Source organism: Nocardia sp. NPDC052254, assembly GCF_040679495.1.
In the GTDB taxonomy this organism is placed as follows: domain Bacteria; phylum Actinomycetota; class Actinomycetes; order Mycobacteriales; family Mycobacteriaceae; genus Nocardia.
Window position 1 is genome coordinate 152,378 of the sequence record NZ_JBFAUW010000010.1, and the last position, 22,759, is coordinate 175,136.

22 protein-coding genes and 1 tRNA gene are annotated in these 22,759 nt (G+C 67.6%); 12 read left to right on the forward strand and 11 right to left on the reverse strand.

Going from position 1 to position 22,759, the window contains the following annotated elements; translation table 11 throughout:
- Nucleotides 1–20: 20 nt before the first annotated feature.
- Nucleotides 21–1,523 carry an aldehyde dehydrogenase family protein gene (locus AB0L57_RS23925; protein ID WP_364966129.1) on the reverse strand — a complete coding sequence of 501 codons (1,503 nt, stop codon included), beginning with the start codon at nt 1,521–1,523 and terminating at the stop codon, nt 21–23.
- Nucleotides 1,524–1,621: 98 nt separating this feature from the next.
- Complete coding sequence (locus AB0L57_RS23930; protein ID WP_364966131.1) at nt 1,622–3,292, reverse strand: helix-turn-helix domain-containing protein; 1,671 nt, start codon at nt 3,290–3,292, stop codon at nt 1,622–1,624.
- A gap of 429 nt (nt 3,293–3,721) precedes the next feature.
- Between AB0L57_RS23930 and AB0L57_RS23935 the strand changes: the two genes are divergently transcribed.
- Nucleotides 3,722–5,386: a bifunctional diguanylate cyclase/phosphodiesterase gene (locus tag AB0L57_RS23935; RefSeq protein WP_364966134.1), complete on the forward strand. Its 1,665-nt coding sequence runs from the start codon at nt 3,722–3,724 to the stop codon at nt 5,384–5,386.
- A gap of 16 nt (nt 5,387–5,402) precedes the next feature.
- Here the strand turns inward: AB0L57_RS23935 and AB0L57_RS23940 are convergent, their stop codons facing one another.
- Entirely contained in the window at nt 5,403–5,591 is a 189-nt protein-coding gene (locus AB0L57_RS23940; RefSeq protein WP_364966136.1) for a hypothetical protein, read from the reverse strand.
- The gene (locus AB0L57_RS23945; RefSeq protein ID WP_364966138.1) at nt 5,588–6,958 is read right to left on the reverse strand and encodes an alpha/beta fold hydrolase; all 1,371 of its coding nucleotides are present in this window, start codon (nt 6,956–6,958) and stop codon (nt 5,588–5,590) included. Before AB0L57_RS23945 ends, AB0L57_RS23940 begins: the two co-directional genes overlap by 4 nt.
- A gap of 120 nt (nt 6,959–7,078) precedes the next feature.
- On the opposite strand from AB0L57_RS23945, the gene AB0L57_RS23950 reads away from it, so the two are divergent.
- A complete protein-coding gene (locus tag AB0L57_RS23950; protein WP_364966512.1) occupies nt 7,079–7,612 on the forward strand; it encodes a helix-turn-helix domain-containing protein in 534 nt (177 codons plus the stop codon).
- A 125-nt stretch (nt 7,613–7,737) separates the two neighbouring features.
- Here the strand turns inward: AB0L57_RS23950 and AB0L57_RS23955 are convergent, their stop codons facing one another.
- Together AB0L57_RS23955 and AB0L57_RS23960 are read right to left on the reverse strand one after the other, a co-directional pair.
- Nucleotides 7,738–8,142: a hypothetical protein gene (locus tag AB0L57_RS23955; RefSeq protein ID WP_364966141.1), complete on the reverse strand. Its 405-nt coding sequence runs from the start codon at nt 8,140–8,142 to the stop codon at nt 7,738–7,740.
- A gap of 55 nt (nt 8,143–8,197) precedes the next feature.
- Nucleotides 8,198–9,007 (reverse strand): alpha/beta hydrolase, encoded by an 810-nt coding sequence (locus tag AB0L57_RS23960; protein WP_364966144.1) that lies wholly within the window; start codon nt 9,005–9,007, stop codon nt 8,198–8,200.
- 192 nt (nt 9,008–9,199) lie between these two features.
- Here AB0L57_RS23960 and AB0L57_RS23965 point away from each other — a divergent pair, with 192 nt between their 5' ends.
- Nucleotides 9,200–9,337: a hypothetical protein gene (locus tag AB0L57_RS23965; protein ID WP_364966147.1), complete on the forward strand. Its 138-nt coding sequence runs from the start codon at nt 9,200–9,202 to the stop codon at nt 9,335–9,337.
- Between the two features lie 56 nt (nt 9,338–9,393).
- Here the strand turns inward: AB0L57_RS23965 and AB0L57_RS23970 are convergent.
- Together AB0L57_RS23970 and AB0L57_RS23975 are read right to left on the reverse strand one after the other, a co-directional pair.
- Nucleotides 9,394–9,466, reverse strand: a tRNA-Ala gene (locus AB0L57_RS23970).
- An 89-nt stretch (nt 9,467–9,555) separates the two neighbouring features.
- Nucleotides 9,556–10,260 carry a uracil-DNA glycosylase gene (locus tag AB0L57_RS23975; protein WP_364966514.1) on the reverse strand — a complete coding sequence of 235 codons (705 nt, stop codon included), beginning with the start codon at nt 10,258–10,260 and terminating at the stop codon, nt 9,556–9,558.
- 459 nt (nt 10,261–10,719) lie between these two features.
- Here AB0L57_RS23975 and AB0L57_RS23980 point away from each other — a divergent pair, with 459 nt between their 5' ends.
- From AB0L57_RS23980 to AB0L57_RS24005, 6 genes are all read left to right on the forward strand, one after another.
- On the forward strand, nt 10,720–11,163 hold the full coding sequence (locus AB0L57_RS23980; protein ID WP_364966149.1) for a GyrI-like domain-containing protein: 444 nt from the start codon (nt 10,720–10,722) through the stop codon (nt 11,161–11,163).
- Nucleotides 11,160–11,591 carry an effector binding domain-containing protein gene (locus AB0L57_RS23985; RefSeq protein ID WP_364966151.1) on the forward strand — a complete coding sequence of 144 codons (432 nt, stop codon included), beginning with the start codon at nt 11,160–11,162 and terminating at the stop codon, nt 11,589–11,591. The genes AB0L57_RS23980 and AB0L57_RS23985 overlap by 4 nt, the downstream gene beginning before the upstream one ends.
- 544 nt (nt 11,592–12,135) lie before the next feature.
- On the forward strand, nt 12,136–13,953 hold the full coding sequence (locus tag AB0L57_RS23990) for an EAL domain-containing protein (RefSeq protein ID WP_364966517.1): 1,818 nt from the start codon (nt 12,136–12,138) through the stop codon (nt 13,951–13,953).
- Between the two features lie 9 nt (nt 13,954–13,962).
- A complete protein-coding gene (locus tag AB0L57_RS23995; protein ID WP_364966154.1) occupies nt 13,963–15,021 on the forward strand; it encodes a GAF domain-containing protein in 1,059 nt (352 codons plus the stop codon).
- Between the two features lie 130 nt (nt 15,022–15,151).
- A complete protein-coding gene (locus AB0L57_RS24000) occupies nt 15,152–16,279 on the forward strand; it encodes a glycosyltransferase (protein ID WP_364966157.1) in 1,128 nt (375 codons plus the stop codon).
- Between the two features lie 129 nt (nt 16,280–16,408).
- A complete protein-coding gene (locus AB0L57_RS24005) occupies nt 16,409–17,257 on the forward strand; it encodes an SDR family oxidoreductase (RefSeq protein WP_364966160.1) in 849 nt (282 codons plus the stop codon).
- Here the strand turns inward: AB0L57_RS24005 and soxR are convergent.
- Complete coding sequence (gene soxR, locus AB0L57_RS24010) at nt 17,238–17,798, reverse strand: redox-sensitive transcriptional activator SoxR (RefSeq protein ID WP_364966162.1); 561 nt, start codon at nt 17,796–17,798, stop codon at nt 17,238–17,240. The two genes, AB0L57_RS24005 and soxR, sit on opposite strands and share 20 nt — an antisense overlap.
- 119 nt (nt 17,799–17,917) lie before the next feature.
- Here soxR and AB0L57_RS24015 point away from each other — a divergent pair, with 119 nt between their 5' ends.
- Both AB0L57_RS24015 and AB0L57_RS24020 read left to right on the forward strand, forming a co-directional pair.
- Nucleotides 17,918–19,144: an arginine deiminase gene (locus AB0L57_RS24015; protein WP_364966165.1), complete on the forward strand. Its 1,227-nt coding sequence runs from the start codon at nt 17,918–17,920 to the stop codon at nt 19,142–19,144.
- A gap of 5 nt (nt 19,145–19,149) precedes the next feature.
- Nucleotides 19,150–19,518: a GntR family transcriptional regulator gene (locus AB0L57_RS24020; RefSeq protein ID WP_364966167.1), complete on the forward strand. Its 369-nt coding sequence runs from the start codon at nt 19,150–19,152 to the stop codon at nt 19,516–19,518.
- 9 nt (nt 19,519–19,527) lie between these two features.
- Here the strand turns inward: AB0L57_RS24020 and AB0L57_RS24025 are convergent, their stop codons facing one another.
- Nucleotides 19,528–21,114, reverse strand: coding sequence for a phospholipid carrier-dependent glycosyltransferase (locus AB0L57_RS24025; RefSeq protein ID WP_364966169.1), 1,587 nt, complete (start codon nt 21,112–21,114; stop codon nt 19,528–19,530).
- Between the two features lie 134 nt (nt 21,115–21,248).
- Here AB0L57_RS24025 and rsmI point away from each other — a divergent pair, with 134 nt between their 5' ends.
- Nucleotides 21,249–22,097: a 16S rRNA (cytidine(1402)-2'-O)-methyltransferase gene (rsmI, locus tag AB0L57_RS24030; RefSeq protein ID WP_364966172.1), complete on the forward strand. Its 849-nt coding sequence runs from the start codon at nt 21,249–21,251 to the stop codon at nt 22,095–22,097.
- On the opposite strand, the gene AB0L57_RS24035 is transcribed toward rsmI, so the two are convergent.
- Nucleotides 22,094–22,759, reverse strand: coding sequence for a TetR family transcriptional regulator (locus AB0L57_RS24035; protein ID WP_364966175.1), 666 nt, complete (start codon nt 22,757–22,759; stop codon nt 22,094–22,096). The genes rsmI and AB0L57_RS24035 overlap by 4 nt on opposite strands.

Below are 22,759 nucleotides of genomic sequence, written 5' to 3' on the forward strand. Positions count from 1 at the left end.
CTCCTCTTCGGAACGGGCGTTCAGAGTGCGATGTTGACGGACTTGGTGATGGTGTACGCGTCGAGACCCGCCGCACCCAGCTCGCGGCCCCAGCCGGACTGCTTGTAGCCGCCGAACGGCATGGCCGTGTCGAAGCCGTTGTACTGGTTGATCCACACCGAGCCGGCCTTGATCTGGCGCGCGGTACGGTGCGCCTTGGAGATGTCCCGGGTCCAGATGCCCGCTGCGAGACCGTAGATCGAGTCGTTGGCCGCCGCGGCGACACCCTGGTCGGCGTTGAACGGCAGCGCGGCCACGACCGGGCCGAAGATCTCGTCACGGACGATGCTGAACTCCGGGTCGACGTCGACGAAGACGGTCGGCTCGACGAAGAATCCGATCTCGCCCCAGCGTTTGCCGCCGGTCAGCGCACGGGCACCGTCGGCGAGACCCTCGCGCAGGTAGCCGGTGACCTTGTCGAACTGCTCCTGCGAGATCAGCGGTCCCAGTTGCGTCGCGGGGTCGAGGCCGGGTCCGATCGTGACCTGACTCGCGGCGTGCGCCACGGCCTGGGTGAACTCGTCGAAGATCCGGTCCTCGACGAACAGCCGGGTGCCGGCCACGCAGCACTGACCATGATTGAACAGCCAGGCATTGAGCGACCCCTCCACGGCGGCATCGAAATCCGCGTCGGCGAAGACGATGTTCGGACTCTTGCCGCCCAGCTCGAGCGAGACCTTCTTCAGGTTGCCCTTCGCGGCGTCGACGATCTTCTTGCCCACCTCGGTGGAGCCGGTGAACGCGACCTTGTCGACGTCGTCGTGCCCGGACAGCGCTGCGCCCGCGTCACCGAACCCGCTGACGATGTTGACCACCCCGGGCGGAAAACCGGCTTCCTGGAACACCTCTCCGAGCAGCAGCGCGGTGAGCGGAGTCTGTTCGGCCGGCTTGAGGATCACGGTGTTGCCCGCGGCCAGCGCCGGGGCGAGCTTCCAGGCGGCCATCAGCAGCGGGAAGTTCCACGGCACGATCAGCCCGCACACCCCGACCGGCTCGCGCAGCGTGTACGCGTGGAACTGCGCGCCCGGCGCGAACGGCATCGAGACGTTGACCGTGCTGCCCTCGATCTTCGTCGCCCAGCCCGCGTAGTAGCGGAAAACGTCCGCGGCCCAGGCGACGTCGACCGCGGTGGCGATCCCGGCCGACTTGCCGTTGTCGAGCGCCTCCAGCTGGCCGAACTGCTCGGCGCGCTCGGACAGGATGTCGCCGATCCGCCAGAGCAGTCGCTCGCGCTCGTTCGGCTTCATCGCCACCCACGGCCCCTCGTCGAAGGCCTTGCGTGCCGCGCGCACCGCGCGGTCGACGTCCTCGGCCTGCCCGTGAGCGACCTCGGCGATCACGGCGCCGGTCGCCGGGTCGTGGGTCGCGAAGGTGCGGCCGGACGCCGCCGGTACCCACTCGCCACCGATCAGCAGTTTTTTCGGCCCGCCGGCCAGAAAGGTCTGAACCTCGGTCATCAGCGGGAATTCGGCGATCGCCGTCATCGGATCCTCCTGCGGTGCTGAACGTCATCGTTCGAATGTGACGTAGGCCATACTGCGTGGGATTCGACATCGCTAACTGTGCAAGGTTCGGACAGTGCCTAGACGGAGATGTCCAGCGCCCGAATCCGCGAATACAGTGTGCTGCGGCTGATTCCGAGTCGCTCCGACGCGTGCACCTTGTTGCCGCCGCACTGCTGCAGCGCATCGATGATCGCCTGCCGCTCGGCCCGTTCGCGTCCGGCGAGACGGGAGACTTTCGCACTCGTCCGGTAGGACTCCGGCAGGTCCGGAAGTCCGATCCTGCTACTGCGTGCCGCGGCCGCCGAGTTGGTCAGCACGACTCGCAGCTCCCCGAGATTGCCCGGCCATTCCCCTGATGCCAGTGCCTCGAGTGCGGCAGCGGTCAGACTCGCGCCGGGCGCCACCTCGTCGAGAATCGCCTGCGCGATCTCGGGCAGTTCGGCGCCGCGCTGCCGCAGCGGCGGCATCACGATCCGCTGCGGACAGCGGGCCACGAGCGCGGCGACGGCTGCGGGCAGATCATCGAATGGACTGCAGGTCACTATGATTCGTGGGTACCCGTCCGCTGTGGCGAGCTCGGTCACCAGGGGTAGTGCGGCGAGCGGCAGCAGTTGCGCGTGCTCGACGACCAGCACACCATCCGATGTCGCCGCATGCTCGGCGAGGGTGCGCAGCCAGCGATCGAGGCCGACGAGCGGGATCCGGGTGGCGTCCATCCAGTGCCCGGCCTCGGTTCCGGCGAGGTCGCGCGCCGCCGTGGTGCGGCCCGAGCCCGGCTCACCGATGACCGCGACGGCGTCCCGATTGCGGCGCACCCGCTCGAGTTCGCGTCGGGTTCGCTGCGCGCCCGACCTGTCAGCGGTCGCGTTTCGCGGGATCGGTGCCGACCTCCGGTGTGCCGGTCGCACCAGAAACAGTGTGCCGCCGTTGGTTCCGGCGATCCGATCGGCCTGGACGGTGGCAGGCTCGCCGGAGGCCAACTCGATGCGGACCGTGCGGGACTGGTCCGGGAGCAGGTCCGCGGCCAGACCGCGCAGCATCGCGTGATCTGCCACGTCGAGCAGGTCGACGGCGGTCCGGTTGCTGAGCAGGATGTCCTCGCCGATCGCCGCCACGGCGAGATGCTGCTGCGGTGAGACCCGGTGGAAGGCATCGATGAGGCGCTGCTCCGATACCTTCGATCCCTCCAGCAGGTGCCGCTCGATATCGGCGGCAGCCCGCTGCAGGAAAGGTCCGAACAGCGAACTCGCCTGCGGCGCAGCGCGGGTCATATCCAGAATGCCCTCCACCCGATGGGTGACGGGATGGATGATCGGGTGTCCGTAACAGCTCAGTCCCTTGAACTGTTCGAGGAAGTGTTCCTCGCCGTTGATCACGATTCCCCGGCGCACCTCCAGCGGCGTGCCCAGCGCGTTCGTCCCGGCGGTGTCCTCGCCGAAGTGGGACCCGAGCACCACGCCGAGCCGCTCCATCTTCCGCTCGATCACGTGGTCGTCGAACACCCGGGCCACGATGCGGCAATCCCGGTCGGCGAGCAGCACACAGATCCCGGTCCCCGTGATCTGCCGCGCGATCTCGTCCAGGATCGGACGCGCGGCCCGCAACAACCGGCTGGACAGGTCCAGATTCGTATCGGGGGATGCGTCGAAACCGGCATCCGGGTCGACTCCGCTCAGTGCGGACCGCTTCCAGGACAGCGCGATCTCGGGCCGGACGATCAGGCGGCCGTCGATGTCACCGATACCCATCCCTGACCGTCCCTTTCCGGCCGCGCCCGATCGAGTCGATGGACAGCTCCCGCATCTCGATCCGGTGTGGCTCGGCGGCGACACCGTCATCGGCGGTCCTCCGCACACCGGACCGGGACCTACGGGTCCGGCCACCCATGTCGAAACTAGTCGAACCGCTGTGATCCACGCCATAATCTCCCGGGTGGGGAGTCCGTAACTGTGCAATGTCCGAACACCTGCGCCCCACTGCCCCGCCGACTCCGCGCTGGGGCGCCGAACTGGGTAATCCGATCCGGGCAGGGTGGCTAATCTGGAGAGATGCGAGGAGTCGGAACCCGCGGTGGTTCCCGCCCTCGGGCGCGGGCAGCATCGGCGGTCGCAACAGCGAGCCTCATGTCCTGGACCACAGGGGCTTTCTTTTTTGTCGGCGGACTGCTCGCTGCCGTGGTGAGCGCACTGACGGGCGACGGGTCGGGCAGCCGCGCCATCGTGTTCGGGGTGGCCCTGGTCGCGGTCGTGACCGGCATCGTGGTGAATCTGCTGGGCGAGCGGATGCCGGTACGCCTGCACCCGATCCTGGTCCTGCTCGGGACCGTGCTGATCACCGTCGCCATTCATTGGCTCCCCGGCAATACCGCCGCGGTCACGCTGTCGTCGATCTACGTCTTCGTCGCCTGCGACGCCGCGTTCTTCTTCAGCACGCGCGTCACCGGCCTGGAGATCGCGTTCGTCGTGGTGTGCTGCATGGTGGTGCTGGGTACTCGCGCGCAAATGCCCTGGTGGATCGGTGTGGTCCCGGCCGGGGTGGCCGTCGTCGTCGGCGTCGTGGTCATGATCCTGGCCCGCAGGGCCGCGGAAGCCGATATCGATGTGCTCACCGGACTGCTCAACCGGCGTGGCTTCGATCGCTTGCTGAACGCCGAGATCGCCAAGGCCGGCCGGCTCGGCCAACGTCCCGCGCTGGTGCTGGCCGACCTGGACCGCGTCCAGATGCTCGACGACCACCACGACCAGCCCACGGGCGATGCCGTACTGCAGCGGGTCGCCGATACCTGGAGCAATCTGCTGACGCCGGAACAGACGCTGACCCGGCTGGGTGGCGACCTCTTCGCGGTGCTGCTCCCGGATACGACCGAAAAGGCCGCGGTCGGGCTCACCGACCGGATGCGCGCGGCGACACCCTCCGGCTGCTCCGCGGGCGTCACGTCATGGCGACCGGGCGAACCGGCGTCGATCCTGGTCAGCCGGGCCGATGTGGGCCGTTATCGGGCCAAGCAGGCAGGCCGCAGCCTGACCATGCTGGAATCCGGGCAGCGTTGCGCCCTGGCCGAGGAACTGCGGCGGGCCATCGCGGCAGACGACCTGGAAGTCCGGTACCAGCCGATCGTCAACCTGTCCTCGGGTGGCAAGGTCGTCGGCGTCGAGGCGCTGTTGCGCTGGTCCTCGGCCACCGAGCCCGGCCTCGGCGCGATCGGGGTGATCCGCACCGCCGAGGAGTACAACTTGATCGCCGACCTGGGCCGGGTGGTACTACGCCGGGCCTGCGAGGACGCGGTCGGGTTGCGGGGAACTGTCGGCGACGACGACTTCACCCTGAACGTCAATGTCAGCGGTCTGGAACTGGCCGACAGCGACTACGCCGATCGGGTACGGAGCACGCTGTGCGCGACCGGCTGGCCCGCCCGCCAACTCGTACTCGAGGTCACCGAGACACAGCTGGAGGCCGAGTCGAAGAACGCGATCGACAACCTGAACGCCTTGCGCAGCACCGGCATTCGCATCGCCATCGACGATTTCGGCACCGGCTACTCGTCGTTGAGCAGGCTGGCGGCGATTCCATCGGACATCCTCAAGGTGGACCGGTCCTTCGTCGCGACGATCACCGCGGACTCACCCGCGCCGCCGTTGCTCGGAGTGTTCAAGGCGCTCAGCAAGGCGCTCGACATGGAGGTCGTCGCCGAAGGGGTGGAGGACGCGCACCAAGCGGCAGCGCTCGCCGATCTCGGCTTCTCGCTGGCGCAGGGCTACCACTACAGCGGCCCCCGGACGGTACAGGCGATCTCCGACGAGCTCCGCGAGCAGCGCGCAGTGGCCACGCACAACGAGCGTTGATCGTCGGTCGTCGAGTTCAGTGGACGGGATCCAGCGCGCTGACGGGGATTTCGCGGTCGCCCGCATCGGCGCGGAACTGCGCGAAGTGCGGCCACGCGGCGTCGGCGACCGCCCACCATCGGTTCTCGCCGTGCACTTCGCGCGCTCGTAGCCGGGTGGGCGCGGAGGTTGTGGTACCACGACGGGCCGGTGGTGGACCGGTCATGCCTCGGGCCGCTCCGCTGTCGGGTCGAGCGCAGTGCTGCCGGGTCCGCCTGATCGCGCGAGGAGATCTGCGTCGGAACATGTGCGCGTCGGGCGGCCCGGTGAATTGGTGGTGAGCCACGTGGCGATGTCGGTGACGACCTGCGGGTCGACATGCTGGGGTGCAGCGTATTCGGCCGGAGTGGACGGACCGGTGCCGGGGAAGAACAGGTGGTTGTCGGCGTCGTAGACGCGGATGGTCACCCCGCGACAACCCTCCAGCCCGGCCCGCCAGCGGGCCAGGTCATCGTCCACGGTGACCTGGTAGTCACGACCGCCCTGCAGGATCAACATCGGCTTCCCGACGGCCGCGGCCGTCGCCACCGGGTCGTAGTCCCGCAAATCCAGCCAGTACGCGGCGGACAGTCCGAGCGGCAGGTCACCGGCCGGTGTTGCCGGTGACAACTCGGGTGCATCGACCAATTCGGCCTGACGAGTGAGGGTTTCGATCGCGCTCCGGGCAGCTGCCTCGCCACCGGGGCTCAGGGCGGCCAGGTAGCGGGTGACGCGAACCGCCGCCCGGTGCATCGGCTCGGCGTCGGCGGCCATCAGGATCATCCCGGCGATTGCGGGTTCAGCCGCGGCGACGCGGGGTGCGACCTTTCCACCCATGCTGTGCCCGAGTAGGAACACCCGCTCGGCATCCACCGCCGGGTGTGCGCGCAATACGCCCACGGCCGCCACCGTCTGGGGGACGTATTCGTCGGTCATCGTGAACCCGTCCACATGGGAAACCGCGTTGCGGTGGGTGTGGGTGATCTTGTCGAACCGCAGCACCGCGATGCCACGGCCGGCCAAGCCCCAGGCGAGATCCTTCAGTGGCTTGTTCGAGCCGGCGGTTCCGTCACGGTCGAACGGGCCGCCCCCGGCCAACAGGACCACGGCTGGGCATCCGGTCGATTGTCTTGGCGTAGTGAGGGTGCCGGACACCGTGTACGGATCGGTGCCGAGTGTCACGTCCTGTTCGTCGAACGCCGTCTCGTCGACATGGTCGGGCGGCCGCCATGGTTCGGTGGGCGGTGTCAGCTGGAGCCCGGTCAACCGGCCCGAATCATCGATGACCAGCTCGATCAGCAGCTTCCCGCGCTCGAGATCGATGGGGATTCGCACCGTCGTCACATCCGCGGGGCCCGCTTCACCGACAGCTTCACCGACCTCGGTGACCCGTCCGTGCCGTCGCTGAACCGAGTCCCATGCGTCGCGCAGATTCTCAGCCGAGACCAAAGCCCGCAGATGTGCTGCGAACTTCTCGTGCACATGCGTAAAACCATTGGCCCGCAACAGTTCGACGACCTCGATCCCTGTCTCTTCCGCAGTCGTCATCGTCATCCGAACGGAACCTCCTCGAACCCGCCGACTGCGTCATTCCCGATCGGGGGGGTGTCGGCCCGCTAACGTTCTCAACTTTGCAAACAGTAGCAGAATTGAGAATATTGGGATGTGAACCCTATGGAGTTGCTCGCGCACCCGGTTCGGCTGCGAATCGTGCACGCCCTGTCCGGGGGCAGTGTCATGACCACCTCGCAACTGTGCGGGCGGATGCCCGATGTTTCGAAGGCCACCGTGTACCGCCACGTCGACCTGCTCGTCGAGCACGACATCCTCGATCTCGCCGGCGAACACCGTGTCCGCGGTGCGGTGGAACGCAGCTATCGGCTGCGCCGCGAACGCGCGGTGATCGACGCCGCCGCGTCCGTCGACGATCATCGTCGTATCTTCGCCGTGGCGATGGCGACCCTGCTCGCCGAATTCCAGACCTACCTCGACAGTGACAAGGCCGATCCGGCCGATGATCTGGTCGGCTATCGCCAGCACGCGATCTGGCTCGACCGCGACGAACTCGCCGCGTTCATCACCGACCTCCGCGCCGTGATCGCACCCCGCGTAGCCCAGTCGGCGACCACGGACCGCCGGCCATACCTGCTCAGCCCGATCCTGTTCCCCCTGGCCTCCGAACCTGTCACCACCGAAGACGTGGGCTGACATACCGATTCGACCCGCACCGGGCAACCGGCATGTCGAATCCGGCGTCGAACGTGGCGACCGAACGCGGGACGCGATTGCGCACGGGAAATCCGGCCGAGGGTTCCGGCCGGATTCTCGTGCTGTCACGCGGCGTCGAGGGCTGAGGTGATCTTGTCGGCCATGGCGGCCACGACGGGGTCGGGCGTGCTGCGATGGGACCGGGAGGCGTCGATGGCGAGCAGGACCGTGCTGCGGAAGTTGTCGGCTTCGGTGGGGTCTTGGGTGGTGAGCAGGTTCATGGCGTCGGTGAGGGCGGGCAGTACGTGGTCGGCGAGTTCGGCGACGGTTTTGCCCTGCAGTGCAATGTCTTTGGACTTCGCGGCGAGGACGTGTCCGAGGGGTCCGGTCGCGGAGTACAGGGCCAGCGACCCCTGGGTGGCCGTCTTGTGGGGCTTGCCGGTGGCGTCCGCGGCGGCGATCAGTGCGACGGCGCCGTAGGCGGCGGTGCGGATGGTGGCTGCGTCGTGGTCGGTCAGGGTGATGGACATGAGGGTGTGCTCCTTCGAATATGTTGCGGTGTAACGAGTTCGGGTGATCGGGTTGTCAGTGGTGGGACGGGGTGATGTCGCGGATGGCGTCGGCGATGGCGTGGAAGTCCTTGCGCAGGATGTGGTCGTGATTGCTGGGAACCTTGGCGCTGATGCGGATGTGGGGGTTGCGGGCGCAGACGTTGTCGAGGCTGGCGCGGATGAGCTCCTGTTCGTCGCCGTGGCTTCCGAATGACGCGCCCGAGGCGACGATGTAGCGGGTGGGGACGGTGATGTTGTCGAGTACGGGGCCGAGGTTGGCTTCGCGGGAGATCTTGCCGAGTTCGATGTTGCATTCGGCCTGTTGTGTGGCGCTCAGGCGTGGGGTCAGGCCGGTGGGGCGCAGCAGTGTCGTGAGGGGGCTGAGGCGTTTGAACAGCTTGCGGATGCGTTGTTCCATCGCGTCGTCGAGCCAGTCGTGGGGTTGTGCGCCGTCGATCAGGACCGCGCCCAGGGCGCGGTGGGGGTTGCGGCTGGCCCAGTGTGCGCCGACGAATGCTCCGTAGGACCAGCCGGCGATCAGTGCGTGCTGAATTCCGCGGGCTTCGAGGACGGCGTCGACATCGCGGACGGCGGCTTCGAAGGAGTAATCGGTGGAGAGTTGGGATTTCTTGCCGCGGCCGCGTTCGTCGAAGGTGATGTGGCGGTAGTCGGTGCCGAGGTCGGCGAGTACGCGCTTCCAGTAGCCCTGGGTGGCGAATTGGCCGTTGCAGTAGATGATCGGGGTGCCGGTGCCGCCGGTGTCGGTGACGGCCAGGGCGGTGTCGTCGATGGTCACCATGCCGGTCCAGGCCGAGGTGGTGGAGGCGAGGCTGTTGTTCGTCATGCCGACAACATTCGGCGTCGGGGCTGACAACGCCCTGACAACCACCTGACACGCCCGCTGACACGGTATTTCGCCAGGTCACAGGCTTGGGTGTGGTGGTCCCTCTGGGCCTGCTGCGAGCCCGGGCTCGTTTCGGGCTTCGGGTGGAGGACCTCGCGGCCTTGTGCGGCGGCGCGCGGAATGCTCGCGCTGATGAAGTCGCTGAATCGAGCCCTGTTCGCCTGGCGGGTGGCAGCGGGTGTGCCACGGCCGAGCGGCCACCGCATCGTCCGGTGCGCCGGACTCGCCTCGGCGCAGCCTGGTGGTCCCACCACCACACGGGCCAACTGACCCCTGGAATGGAAAAACCCCTCTGAATTTTTGCCTGGTCAAAGGGGTTTCTTCGGTGGAGCTAAGGGGAATCGAACCCCTGACCTTCTCGATGCGAACGAGACGCGCTACCAACTGCGCCATAGCCCCGTGGCTCGTTTCCGGGCCAACGGAGGAAAACTTTAGCAGGTGGGGGTGAGAGATTCCGAATCCGCTGGTCGGATTGGTGGAGGCACTGGTCAGGTGGGACGGGTGAGGGGGAGGCCGGCCGCTTCGGTGGCGGTGGTGAGGACCTCTTCCAGCATCGCGGGGGTGAGGCGGCCGGTGAAGGTGTTCTGCTGGCTGACGTGGTAGCAGCCGAACAGGTCGATCCGGTGGCGGCCGGGGCGGGCGGGGGTGATCGAGTAGTGCGCGCCGTGGCCGAATTTCGGTCGGGGGCGGGGTACCTGCCAGCCGGCCTGGGTCAGGGCGGGCATCAGGGCCTGCCAGCCCCAGGCGCCGAGGACGACGACCGAGCGGACGGTGGGGGCGAGCAAGTCCAGTTCGGTGATCAGCCAGTGCCGGCAGGTGTCCCGTTCGGTGACGGTGGGTTTGTTGTCGGGGGGTGCGCAGTGCACGGGAGCGGTGACTCGGGTGCCGATCAGGTGCAGGCCGTCGTCGCGGGAGGTGGCGGTGGGCTGGGTGGCGGCGCCGATGGCGTGCAGGGCGGCGAACAGAACGTCGCCGCTGCGGTCGCCGGTGAACATCCGGCCGGTGCGGTTTCCGCCGTGGGCGGCCGGTGCCAGTCCGACCAGGAGTACCGAGGCGTCGGCCGGGCCGAAGCCGGTGACCGGTCGGCCCCAATAGGTTTCGTCGCGGAAGGCGGCGCGTTTGTCGTGCGCCACCTGTTCGCGCCAAGCCACCAGGCGGGGGCAGGCCCGGCACTCGATCAGGGCGGAATCCATCGCCGCCAGATCGGAGTATGTGTCGCTCACAGCCGGTAGCGGGCGGGTTCGCTGTGGGTGGTGCTGTGCCCCATCGGAGCCTCCGTTCGGTGGGTACCTCTGTGAGTGTGCCCGTTCGACACATGGGTGTCATACCCAGGCAACGTTGATAGCTCAACATTTGCGTGGATGGCCTCGGCGGCTGGAATCCGGGGTGGGGCACTCCGGGGTGATCGGGTCCGGTTCGAGATCGGGCGAATGGGACCGGTGGCCCAGCGGCCGGAACTCCGCGGTGGGGCGAGTTTCGGGTGTGCGGACCGGTCGGTCGCTGCGGTTGAACTGGTCGAATGTTCGATCGAGCGGCGCGCCGAGGTGCGGGTTGCTCTCATTCGGTGTTGATAGCATGGCGTTTTCCGGCCGGACGGTCCGCCGCAGCACCGGTTGCGCGGCCCGATGTGATCACATCGAGAGAGTTCTTTCATGCAGTTCGAAATCGTCGAACGGGACGAGACGTGGGTCGCCGGGCTACCGGTGCGCAGTCCGAAACGTGCGCTCGGAAAACTGCGCGACCAGGATCTCGAGGCGGCCTGGGCCGCCGTGCTGCATCAGGAACTCGGTGGACCGCTGGCCTGTTCCTACACCGATTTCGCACCCGATCCGGGCACGTTCAACACCCAGATCGTCGGCTACGAGTGCTCGTCGTTCGACCAGGTGACGCGCGGCCACATCGTGTCCCGGCTGCCTGCGGGGTCCTATGCGCGGTTCTCCTCGGTCGGCAATTTCCCGCAGGTCATGACCGATCTGTGGACACAGATTGCCTACGCCGAGGAGCACAATCAGATCAAACGCACCTTCACCGGGGATTTCGAGTGTTATCCGCACGCCTACAAGATCGATCTGTACCTGGCGGTCGATCCCCGATGAGCTATTCGATCGTGGTCCGCGACACGGCCATCTACGGCGGCCTGGTGGTGCCGCGGGTGCGTCCCAGTTTCAAGGTCAGCAACAGCGAGCTGATCGAGTTCCTGCGCGATCGGCTGCGTGATCGAGGGGTCGGCGGATCGCTGTGCACGGCCTACGTTCCCGATCCGGCCGGAAATTACAACGTGCTGGTCAGCTACGAATATCCGACACCGGATCGGGTTCCGGTCGGTGATGTGATGATCCGGGTGCCCAAGGGTGTCTACGCCCGATTCGAACCGAATGGTGATTATCACGATCCGGTCGAGGATGTCTGGGCGCAGGTGGACGACGCGACCGCATCGGCCGAGATCACCCGGGCATATTGCGAGGAGATCGAGGTCTGGCACGGTGCCGACCAGCTGGAGCTGTTCATTTCGATATTGATGTGAACGGAAGGTTGCCGCAAGGTAGCCAGTTACGAACCGGACAGTCTTGTTGTTCTGTGTTTGGTTCGCCGGTATTAGGGTGACCTGCTGTGATTCCCGACCGCCGACTCGGGTTTCGGAAGATTTGCCAGACGTCTGGTCAATTCCGCTGCGATGACGGATACTGCCCTACGTGACCCTATCCGACACCAGCGGTACCGCATGTCGTGTGGAAACGGTCGGAGGGTCGCGCAGCAACAGAGTAGGAACTGTATGACTGGGCTGGAAGCCGCACCGGTGCGCCGCGTCGATATGGCTGTCGACGACCGCGTGCGCCCCCGAGATTTCGCCCGCACAGCGGGCTCCCGCGAATTCTTCCTCGCATCTCACCGCGAACTCGTCGCGATTTCACCGCGATACGTCGTTACACTAACGTCGGTTCAGGGCGGAACCATCGACGCTCGGGGCGTGGACGTCCTTCCCTTGATATGCCGTGGATAGCGCGATCGGAGACAAGGTGCCTCGGCGAACGCTCGACTCACTGGTAACGCAGGTCGCTGCGGAATTGATGGGTGTCGACGCCACGACGATGGTGGCGGCGACCGAACGAGTGCTGGCCAAACTGGTCGACTACTTCGACGTCGATTTCAGTTTCGTCCGCCATACCGACCGGGAACGCCGGGCGACCGTGCTCATCGCCGAATGGCCCCCGCGTCCGAACGTCCCCGACCCCGACCCGTTGCGGGTGGTGTATTTCGACAAGGCCGATTCGGTGTTCCGCGCCATCGAACACGCCACCGAGCCCATGGTCGCCCGCCCGACCCCGGAGTACTCCGATTTCCAGGAGACGATCCGGCGCTCCTCCGGCTTCGGCGATGTCACCACCGCGGCCGTCCCCTTGCTCTCGCGCGGTGAATCCACTGGTCTGCTCGGCTTCATGAAGGCCGGTGACCGCGAGTGGAGCACCCGGGAGATCAACGTACTCAAGGCGATTGCCGCCCTGCTGGCGCAATTGCAGGCCCGGGTGGTGGCCGAGGAACGTCTGCGCTACATCGCCCTGCACGACGATCTGACCGGACTGGCCAATCGCCGCGCCCTGCTCGAACACATGGAGGAGCGGCTGCGCCCGGACAGTCCCGGACCGGTGGCCGCCTTCTTCCTCGATCTCGACCGGCTCAAGGCGCTCAACGATTTCCTGGGCCACACCGCGGGTGACAATTTCATTCGCACCCTCTCCGCGCGGCTGCGCGAGCATCTGGACCCGAACGACATGATCGCGCGGCTGGGCGGCGACGAATTCGTGATCGTGCCGGCCAAGCCGGTGGATTCGGTGGCCGCCGAACTGGAGGCGACCCGGATTCAGCAACTCATCACCCGGCGGGTGTCGGTGGGCGGCGAATCCGTGAGCCGCGGCGCGAGTGTGGGTGTGGCGCTGGGTATGCCCGGGGAGACCACGGTGGCCGATGTACTGCGCCGCGCCGATCATGCCCTGCTGTCGGCGAAAGCCGGTGGTGGCAACGGTGTCGCGGTCTTCACCGACGCCATGCGGGCGCAATTCGAACTGCAGGACGATGTCGAGCTGAATCTGCGCGGTGCGGTATCCGACGGCTCGCTGCTGCTGCACTATCAGCCCGAGGTCGATCTGCGGACCGGTCGCATCGTGGCGCTGGAGGCGCTGGTGCGCTGGCAGCACCCCACCCGCGGCCTGCTGCCGCCCGGTGCGTTCGTCGGGGTCGCCGAGGCGACGAATCTCGCGGGCGAGCTGGGGCGCTGGGTATTGCGCACGGCCTGCGCACAATTCGCGAAATGGCGGCGTGCCGGACTTGCCTCGAATGTGGTGATCCGAATCAATGTCTCGCCGGTGCAGCTGGTGAGCCTGGACTTCGTCGAATGCGTGGAGGACGTGCTGCGCCGGCACGGGATCGACGGCAGTTCGATCTGCCTGGAGATCACCGAACATGTCGTGGTTTCGGATCTGACCCGCACCCAGGTGACGTTGCGCGGCCTCAAGCGGATGGGTGTGCAGATCGCGATCGACGATTTCGGCACCGGCTACAGCTCGCTGTCGCATCTGAAGGCACTGCCGGTCGACGCGGTGAAGATCGACCGCGGCTTCGTGCAGCGCCTCGGTGCCAGTACCGACGATCTGGCGATTGTGAAATCCATAGTGGGACTTGCCGGTTCGTTCGGCCTCGGAGTGGTCGGCGAAGGCGTGGAGACGGCCGTCGCGGCGCGCACCCTGGTCGGCCTCGGCTGCTATCGAGCCCAGGGTTTCCTGATCGCGCGCCCGATGCCCGCCGATCAGGCCGAGCCCCATCTGGCCGCGGGCCGGATTCCGCTCGACCTGGAACTTCCGCGGGTCTCCCGTGGGGTACACCGGATCTGATCGCGGGGAATGTCCGAATCCTCGAGTCCGGCTTGGTTGCTGGTGGAAACGCTGGCCCCCGGCCCGGAGTCGACCGTCGTCGCGGACGGGTCCCGTATCCGGGACTGGACGACGACGGCGCGGGCCGGCCGATCGCTGGGTGCGGCCGCCACCGCCGTGGCGACTGCCGCCGTCGCGGCGGCCGCGCGGGCTGTTCCCATCGAAAGTATTGGCGCCGTGGATGATCCGCGCAACAACGTCGTACTGTCCGACGGTGACTGGACCGCCATCGGGGTGCCGATCTTCTGCTCGTTCGGTGCCGTGCACGGTGTGCATCTGTGGGTGGGGTCGAGCGGGCAGCGGCCACCACCGCGGCGGGCGGTCGCGGCCTGGGACTGGGATGCCGGTACCGAGCTGGCCCATCACGGGCCCGGACTCGAGGAACTCGCCTTCGCACGCGCGCCGGAGCAGGTGCGGTTGGTACGGACTCCGCCCGAGATCTTCGGCCGGATGGTGCGTTTCGACGAGCGGATGGCCTACACGGCGGTCATCGCCGGAACCGATCCGGCCGGCCGGTGGCAGGGCGAGGTGGCGATCCGCGGGGACGACGAGGTCGTGCGCACCTTCCAGCTGGCGGTTCGGGTGCATCGTGCCGATCCGCACCTGGGTTCCGCGGACGCGCCCCGCGATGCGCACATCACCCGCGCGCTGCTGCACGAGATCACCGATGTGAGTCCGCCCCGGCCCGATACCGATCTGGCGATCACGCGGGCGGTGTCCCGGTCGCGTGGCGGTGGGGTGGGCTTCGTGGAATTTGCGATGGGTGTGGTCTACGAGTGGACCAGTCCGCCGCTTCCGCCGCTGGATCGCTGGTGCACCCAGCGGCCGGCGATACATCCGGACGATCAGCGGATCTACCGCGCCAATTGCGCGGCCGTCTTCGCCGACGACGATGTGGACGCGACGCGGGAGTTCGTCTTCCGGATCCGGTTCTCCGATTCGGAGTGGATTGCGGTGCGGGCCGAACTGTCCCGGCTCGGTGCGGAGCGGGCACACGGCATGATCCGGGTCCGGCCCGCTCGCGGATAGCCGAGCCTGTCGTCGACCGAGGGGGTGACACTTCGTCGTCGCCACCGGGCGCTGACCCATTAGCCGAACCTTCCGCGGCGATTCACCCCGTGTTGGTCCCGGCGGTTCGCGAGGCCGCAACGATCGGCGCGTGCGCATCGCTCAACTGGCGAACTTCTACGGCCCGCGTTCGGGCGGGCTTCGCACCGCACTGCATCACCTCGGCGCCGGATATGTGGCCGCCGGGCACGAGGTGGTGCTGATCGTGCCGGGCGCGCACCGTGACGAGGAGATCCTGCCCAGCGGGGTGGTGCGAATCACCGTGCCGGCGTTGGGGATTCCGTGGACCGGGGGCTATCGCGCGACCGATCCGCGGCCGGTGGCCGATCTGCTCACCGGGCTGGCTCCCGATGCGCTGGAGGTGTCGGACCGGCTGACCCTGCGCGGCTTCGGCCGCTGGGCGCGCCGCCGCGACATCGCTTCGGTGATGATCTCGCACGAGCGGCTCGACCGGCTGCTCGGGCAGGTGCTGCCCACGGTGGTGGCCCGCCGGGGCGCCGACATCGCCAATCGCCGCACGGCCGCCGACTTCGACATGGTGGTCTGCACGACTGCCTTCGCCCGCGCCGAATTCGAGCGCATCGGTGCCGAGAATCTCGCGCTGGTCCCACTGGGCGTGGATCTGGAACTGTTCGCACCGCATCGGCACGATCGGGCGTTGCGGGCCCGGCTGGGCGGATCGCATCTGGTGGTGCACTGTGGCCGGTTGTCGGTGGAAAAGCGTGTCGATCGCAGTATCGAGGCCGTGGATCGCCTGCGCCGCTGCGGGGTGAACGTGCGGCTGGTGGTCGCCGGCGACGGTCCGCGCCGCGATGCGCTGGCCCGGCAGGCGCGTGGTGTGGTGGCGTTGCCCGATGGCCGGCCGGGTGTGCACTTCACCGGATTCATCGACGACCGAACCTATTTGGCGACCCTGCTGGCCAGTGCCGACATCTCGCTGGCGCCGGGACCGCACGAAACCTTCGGACTCGCGGCGCTCGAGGCACTGGCGGCGGGGACTCCGGTGGTGGCCAGCCGGTCCTCGGCACTGGCCGATATCGTCACCGCCGATTGCGGGGCGGTGGCCGCCGATCATCCGTCCGCCTTCGCCGACGCGGTCACCGATGTGCTGGCCCGCCCGGCCGCACAACGCCGCCGGGCCGCTCGTTCGCGGGCCGAACAGTTTCCCTGGCCGGTGGCGGTCGACGGAATGCTGTCGGTAATGAGCGAATTGTCGTAATCGTGGCAGTGTCGACCGGCCGGGCAGCACGCCGCCGCGGCCGGTAACACGTATGCTCCTGGACAACGGAGACAGTCAGTCCGGGTGCCCGGTATGACGGGCCCGACCCCAGAGCATTCGAGGAACGGCGTGCGTGATCGCTTGAAGTCCGTGAGCGGCAAGAAGACTCTGGTCACCGGTGCGGCCAGCGGAATCGGCCGGGCGACGGCCATCGCCGCCGCGGACCGGGGCGCCGAGCTGGTTCTGACCGATATCGACGCCGACGGTCTCGCCGCCACCGTCGAGGAAATCGGGCGATCCGGCGGCAAGGTGCTGGAATCGCGGGCCCTCGACATCAGCGACTACGACGCGGTCGCCGCCTTCGCCGAGGATGTGCATCGCAGCCACGGCAGCCTCGATGTGGTGATGAATGTGGCCGGGATCTCGGCCTGGGGCACGGTCGAGAATCTGGAACACCGGCATTGGCGGTCGATGGTCGACGTCAATCTGATGGGGCCGATCCACGTCATCGAGAGTTTCGTTCCGGCGATGGTGAAGGCCGGGCGCGGCGGCGCGCTGGTGAATGTGTCCTCGGCGGCCGGATTGCTCGCGTTCCCCTGGCACGCCGCTTACAGCGCGAGCAAGTTCGGCCTGCGCGGTGTGTCGGAGGTGCTGCGGTTCGATCTGGCCCGGCACGGGATCACGGTGCACCTGGTGGTGCCGGGCGCGGTGAACACTCATCTGGTGCAGACCGTCGAGATCGCCGGGGTGGATCGCGAGGATCCACGAATCGACCGCTATGTGAAGCGGTTCCAGTCCCACGCCGCCTCGCCGGACGACGCGGCGCGGGCGATGCTGCGCGGTATCGAGAAGAACCACTTCATCGTCTACACCTCGTTCGATGTCCGGTTCGGGTACTGGTGGGCGCGAAAGTTCGCCTGGCCCTACGAGTTCGTCATGCGCCGCGCGAACGACCAGTTCAACAGATTCCTTCGCTGACATCGCACATCGAGGGCTCCGGTGCGGCTTCGGCAGGGCCGGAGGATTTTTCGCAATTGCCGGAATCATCGGGCTGATCGCAGTCGATGCTGACGTCCAGGGTGCGGGCGCCGGGCCCGTCGTCGCCGAGGTGGTCGTGGTAGTTGACGATGCGACAGCTGCCGAGTGACAGGCAGCCACAGCCGATGCAACCGGTGAGACTGTTGCGCAATCGGGACAGTTGTTCGATGCGCTGATCGAGGTCGGTTCGCCAAGCTATCGACAATCGTTCCCAATCCTTGCGATTGGGAGTGCGTCCCTCCGGTAGGGTGTCGAGGGCCTTGCGAATTTCGCTGAGCGGAATCCCGACGCGCTGCGAGATCCGGATGAATGCCACCCGGCGCAGCGTCTCCCGGGAGTATCGCCGCTGATTACCGCTGGTGCGGCGGCTGGCGATCAGGCCCTCGCGTTCATAGAAATGCAGTGCCGACACGGCGACTCCGCTGCGTTCGGACAGTTGGCCCGGGGTGAGCTCCTTGGCTTGCCAGGTCGTATGCGGCATACCTGAACAATACTTCAGGTAGTTGAAGTGCGGGCCGGAACCGCCGACAACGGGTGCGAAGCCGATGCGGTGGGCGACAATTGCGTGCCAACCCGGCGATGGCCCATTACGGTCGGGTTATGGCAACAGAGGCGGTGCCCCAGGCCGGACCGTTTTCCGTGACGACCGAGGTGGGGACGTTGCGTGCGGTGCTGCTGCACCGGCCCGGCGACGAGCTGCGCCGGCTCACCCCGCGCAACAACGATCAACTGCTGTTCGACGCCATTCCCTGGGTGGAACGGGCGCAGCAGGAACACGAGACCTTCGCCGGGGTGCTGCGCGGCCGCGGGGTCGAGGTGCTGTTGCTGGCCGATCTGCTCACCGAGACGCTGGCGGTCAGCGGCGCCGGGCGCAGTATGGGGATCACCGCCGCCGTGGACGCCCGGCGCATCGGGTTCGCGCTGGCCGAGGATCTCAAAGCGTATCTGCGCGCGATTCCCGCCTCGGAGTTGTCCCGAATTCTCATGGCGGGCATGACATTCGACGAATTGCCGTTCGAACCGGATGCCACCTCGCTGGTGCGGCGCATGCACCACGGTACCGATTTCGTCATCGACCCCCTGCCGAACCTGCTGTTCACCCGGGATTCGTCGTTCTGGGTGGGGCCGAAGGTGGCCATCACCTCGCTCGCGTTACCCGCACGGGCCCGGGAGACCTCGCTCACCGATCTGGTCTACGCGTTCCACCCGCGGTTCCTCGGGGTGCGCCGCGCCTACGAATCGCACACCGCGCCGATGGAGGGCGGTGATGTGCTGTTGCTCGCGCCCGGGGTGGTGGCGATCGGTGTGGGGGAGCGGACCTCCCCGGCGGGTGCGGAAGCCTTGGCGCGCAGCCTGTTCGACGATGCGCTCGCCCACACGGTACTGGTGGTGCCGATTGCCCAGAATCGCGCGACCATGCATCTGGACACGGTCTGCACCATGGTCGATTCCGATGCGGTGGTGATGTATCCGGGCGTGCAGAATTCGCTGTGCGCATTCACCATTCGCTCCGACGGCGAGTCGGTGCGAATGAGCGGCCCGGACCCGTTCCTGCCCGCCGCGGCGGAGGCGATGGGCATCGGCAAGTTACGTGTGATCGATACCGGTCTGGACGGGGTGACCGCCGAGCGCGAACAGTGGGACGACGGCAACAACACACTCGCTTTGGCACCGGGGGTGGTGGTCGCCTACGAACGCAACGAGAATACGAACAGCAGGCTGGCCGAGGCGGGCATCGAGGTGCTGACCATTCCGGGGTCCGAACTCGGCTCCGGCCGGGGAGGGCCGCGATGTCTGTCGTGCCCGTTGTCGCGTGACGAGGTGTAGCACCGATGTTGGATATTCCGGTCGACCATCATTCGACGGTCCCGCCCTACGAACAGTTGCGTCTGGGCGTCGTCGCCCGGGTGCAATCCGGTGAGCTGACCGCCGGGACCAAGATCCCGACGGTGCGCGCGCTCGCGGGGCGGCTGGGATTGGCCCCCAACACCGTCGCGCGCGCCTACCGTGAACTGGAACAGGACGGCGTGATCGAGACTCGCGGGCGGCTCGGCTCGTTCATCGCGTCCTCGGGGGACCCGACGCGCGATGCGGCGGGGCGAGCCGCGACCGAATACGTCGCCGCGGTCCGCCGCCTCGGCATCGACGACGAGGCCGCGTTGCGCTACGTGCGGGCGGCGCTGGGGGAGATCGGCGACTAGCCGGTGCGGTCAACGCCAGCTCGGTAACCAGAGGTGGTTGTGCCAATCTCCGGGGGTGATCGGCAGCGCGGTCAGAATCGGCCACAGCCAGATGAAATTGGCGATCACCAGGCCGAGATAGAGACAGACCAGAAGTAGTCCGAGACTGCGGCGTTCGCCGCCGATCACGATCCACCGGCCCGTCCGGTTCCGCAGCAGCGGTGCCGGACCGAGGATGTCGCCGAGGACCAGGGCCAGGCCCATCACCAGGAAGGGCGCCATCGGCACCGCGTAGAAGTAGTACATCTGGCGGTCCAGATCGGCGAACCAGGGCAGCAGGCCGGCGCCGTAGCCGACCAGCATCGCCGCATACCGCCAGTCCGGGCGGGTGATCGCGCGCCACAGCGCCCACGCCAGCATCGGCAACGACAACCACCACATCGCCGGGGTGCCGATCAGCATGACCGCCTTCACGCAGACGGCCTGGCCGCAGCCGGTGACACCGTTGTCGGCGTAGTAGTACAGCATCGGCCGCAACCCCATCGGCCACGACCAGGGCTTGGACTCCCAGGGATGATGATTGCCGGCCGAGTTGGTCAGGCTCGAGTGGAACTTCAGCGACTCACCCTGGTTGTGCCACAGCGAGCGCAGCGCATCCGGAATCCAGGACCAGGTGCCGCCGGTGCCGACGGCATTGCCGACCGAATAGCGGTCGTAGCCGTCCTCACTGGCGAACCAGCCCCAATAGGTCGCCAGATAGACCAGCAGCGGAATGAGCACCAGGGCATACAGTGCCGGGCCGATATCGCGCACCGCGGTGCCGACCCAGGGGCGCGCGACTCCGTAGGCACGCCGGGCGGCCACATCGAAGGCGACCGTCATCAGCCCGAAGAACAGGATGAAATACATGCCCGACCATTTGGTGCCGCACGCCAGTCCGAGCAGCAGCCCCGCGCCGAATCGCCACCAGCGCACACCCAGGCGTGGCCCGAACGCGGTCACCGCGATGCGGCCCTCCGCCTCGGCGCGTGCCAGCCGGGACCGCACGTCGTCGCGGTCGACGATCAGGCAGCCGAACGCGCCGACCACGAATACGGCCTGGAAGATGTCGAGCATGCCGACGCGCGAGGAGACGAAGGTCAGGCCGTCGGCGATCAGCAGGATCCCGGCGATGGCGCCGATCAGCGTGGACCTGGTCATGCGCCGGGTGATCCGGATGACCAGCAGTACCAGTATCGATCCGAAGACCGCCGCGGCGAAACGCCAGCCCCAGCTCGTATAGCCGAACAGTGCCTCGCCCAGAGCGATCATCTGCTTGCCGACCGGCGGGTGCACCACCAGCCCGTACGCGGAGTTGTCCTCCACACCGCCGCCGGTGAGCATCTGCCAGGCCTGCGGCACGTAATGCTTCTCGTCGAAGACGGGAGTGCCGGCGTCGGTCGGATAGTTCAACATCGTGAACCGGGTGACCGCCGCGATCGCGGTGAGGAAGATCGCCACCAGCCAGCCTCGGGCCCGATCGGTGGGGCCGAAATCGGGTGTGGGGCGCAGCGGCGCCGGACTGGAGGAAGCCGGGCCCGCCCCGATCGCGGGTCGCGTATCGGTCAGCTGGGTCACGCACCGATCGTATGCGGTGGGGCCGAGCCATTGCCCGGCGGTGACCGGACCTGCGTGCCGCGCCGGTGGGCGAATGCGGTGTGATGGTGTGCCGGGTGGGGATGCAGACGCGGTTTTCCGCGGGAAGGACGGCGATGGGCGAGCAGACCGGACGCTTGGTGCTGGCGGCGACGCCGATGGGCGATATCGGCGACGCGTCCGCCCGGCTGCGGGCGGCCCTGGCCGAATCCGACATCGTCGCCGCCGAGGACACCCGCCGCACGCGGGCACTGGCCAAGGCGCTGGAGGTCGAGATCACCGGCCGGGTGGTGAGTTTCTACGATCACGTCGAGACCGCGCGAATTCCGCAGCTGCTCGGTGAAATCGAAGCGGGCCGGACGGTGCTGCTGGTCACCGATGCCGGGATGCCGTCGGTCAGCGATCCGGGATATCGGATGGTCGCGGCCTGTATCGAACACGATCTTCCGGTGACCTGCCTGCCCGGCCCGTCGGCGGTGACCACCGCGCTGGCGCTGTCCGGACTGCCGATGGAGCGGTTCTGCTTCGACGGATTCGCACCTCGCAAATCGGGGCAGCGCCGGCAGTGGCTCGCCACCCTGGTGACCGAACCCCGCGCCGTGGTGTTCTTCGAGTCACCGCACCGGCTCGCCGACTGTCTCGCCGCCGCCGCGGAGGTTCTCGGCCCCGAGCGCCGCGCCGCGGTGTGCCGGGAGCTGACCAAGACCTACGAGGAGGTCGTGCGCGGCGGCCTCGGCGAGCTCGCGCGCTGGGCGGTCGACGGCGCGCGCGGTGAGATCACGGTGGTCGTCGAAGGCGCCCAACCGGTTTCGGCCGATCCCGCCGATCTGGTGACCGAGGTGGAGGAACTGGTCGCCGACGGTATCCGGCTGAAGGATGCCTGCGCGCAGGTCGCCGCGCGGGCGGGTGCGGTATCGCGCCGGGAACTCTACGACGCTGTCCTCGCCGCCCGCGGCGACCGTTAGGCGCGCACCGGAGCCGTGGCGAGGCCGAGCACGGTATTCGCGAATTCGATGAAGGCGGGGGCCATTTCGGGCACTCGGCTCGCGCCATCGCGCACCAGCAACCGCCGCGTGCGTTCGCCGATGCCATCGGGTACCAGGGCGATCAGGTCGTCGGACACCTCACCCAGTGCCGGATCCTGCGCTCGCGCCTGATCGTGGAACTGCCGGTACATCATCGCGAAACTGTCCACGGCGTCATCGCGCAAGCCCGCGGTGGCCTCGCCGACCAACAGTGCCTCCACCAGAATCAGCCGGGAGAAATTGGGTTCGGCGGCCACCACCGCGCAGAAGGTGGTGATCATGGCGGCGATGCGGACCTGCGGATCGGCGTCCGCGGGCAGTTCCGCGAGTTCGTCGGCGATCCGGGTGCGGATGATGCCCACGCCCGTGTGCACCGCCTCGATGAAGCAGTGCTCCTTGTTGACGAAATGCTCGTAGAAGGTGCTTCGTGAGACATGGGCCGAGCCGACGATATCGGTCAGGGTCGTGGCGGAATAGCCACGGGCGCCGACACATTCGACTATCGCGGCGATGAGCCGCCCCCGCGGGCTGGCGAGTGCCTCCGCACGTGTGGTGCGGTGCCGCTCGGCGAACTCCAGGCCCTCCGTGTGATCCGGTTCCAT

What these genes read in the sequence shown, in the direction of transcription:
- AB0L57_RS23925 (WP_364966129.1), bottom strand. Translation starts at nt 1,523, where the DNA reads ATGACGGCGATCGCCGAATTCCCGCTGATGACCGAGGTTCAGACCTTT.
- AB0L57_RS23930 (WP_364966131.1), bottom strand. Translation starts at nt 3,292, where the DNA reads ATGGGTATCGGTGACATCGACGGCCGCCTGATCGTCCGGCCCGAGATC.
- AB0L57_RS23950 (WP_364966512.1), top strand. Translation starts at nt 7,079, where the DNA reads ATGGAGTTGCTCGCGCACCCGGTTCGGCTGCGAATCGTGCACGCCCTG.
- AB0L57_RS24015 (WP_364966165.1), top strand. Translation starts at nt 17,918, where the DNA reads ATGGCAACAGAGGCGGTGCCCCAGGCCGGACCGTTTTCCGTGACGACC.
- AB0L57_RS23945 (WP_364966138.1), bottom strand. Translation starts at nt 6,958, where the DNA reads ATGACGATGACGACTGCGGAAGAGACAGGGATCGAGGTCGTCGAACTG.
- AB0L57_RS23990 (WP_364966517.1), top strand. Translation starts at nt 12,136, where the DNA reads ATGGGTGTCGACGCCACGACGATGGTGGCGGCGACCGAACGAGTGCTG.
- AB0L57_RS23955 (WP_364966141.1), bottom strand. Translation starts at nt 8,142, where the DNA reads ATGTCCATCACCCTGACCGACCACGACGCAGCCACCATCCGCACCGCC.
- AB0L57_RS23940 (WP_364966136.1), bottom strand. Translation starts at nt 5,591, where the DNA reads ATGACCGGTCCACCACCGGCCCGTCGTGGTACCACAACCTCCGCGCCC.
- AB0L57_RS23980 (WP_364966149.1), top strand. Translation starts at nt 10,720, where the DNA reads ATGCAGTTCGAAATCGTCGAACGGGACGAGACGTGGGTCGCCGGGCTA.
- rsmI (WP_364966172.1), top strand. Translation starts at nt 21,249, where the DNA reads ATGGGCGAGCAGACCGGACGCTTGGTGCTGGCGGCGACGCCGATGGGC.
- soxR (WP_364966162.1), bottom strand. Translation starts at nt 17,798, where the DNA reads ATGCCGCATACGACCTGGCAAGCCAAGGAGCTCACCCCGGGCCAACTG.
- AB0L57_RS23965 (WP_364966147.1), top strand. Translation starts at nt 9,200, where the DNA reads ATGAAGTCGCTGAATCGAGCCCTGTTCGCCTGGCGGGTGGCAGCGGGT.
- AB0L57_RS24035 (WP_364966175.1), bottom strand. Translation starts at nt 22,759, where the DNA reads ATGGAACCGGATCACACGGAGGGCCTGGAGTTCGCCGAGCGGCACCGC.
- AB0L57_RS23975 (WP_364966514.1), bottom strand. Translation starts at nt 10,260, where the DNA reads ATGGATTCCGCCCTGATCGAGTGCCGGGCCTGCCCCCGCCTGGTGGCT.
- AB0L57_RS23985 (WP_364966151.1), top strand. Translation starts at nt 11,160, where the DNA reads ATGAGCTATTCGATCGTGGTCCGCGACACGGCCATCTACGGCGGCCTG.
- AB0L57_RS24020 (WP_364966167.1), top strand. Translation starts at nt 19,150, where the DNA reads ATGTTGGATATTCCGGTCGACCATCATTCGACGGTCCCGCCCTACGAA.
- AB0L57_RS23995 (WP_364966154.1), top strand. Translation starts at nt 13,963, where the DNA reads ATGTCCGAATCCTCGAGTCCGGCTTGGTTGCTGGTGGAAACGCTGGCC.
- AB0L57_RS23960 (WP_364966144.1), bottom strand. Translation starts at nt 9,007, where the DNA reads ATGACGAACAACAGCCTCGCCTCCACCACCTCGGCCTGGACCGGCATG.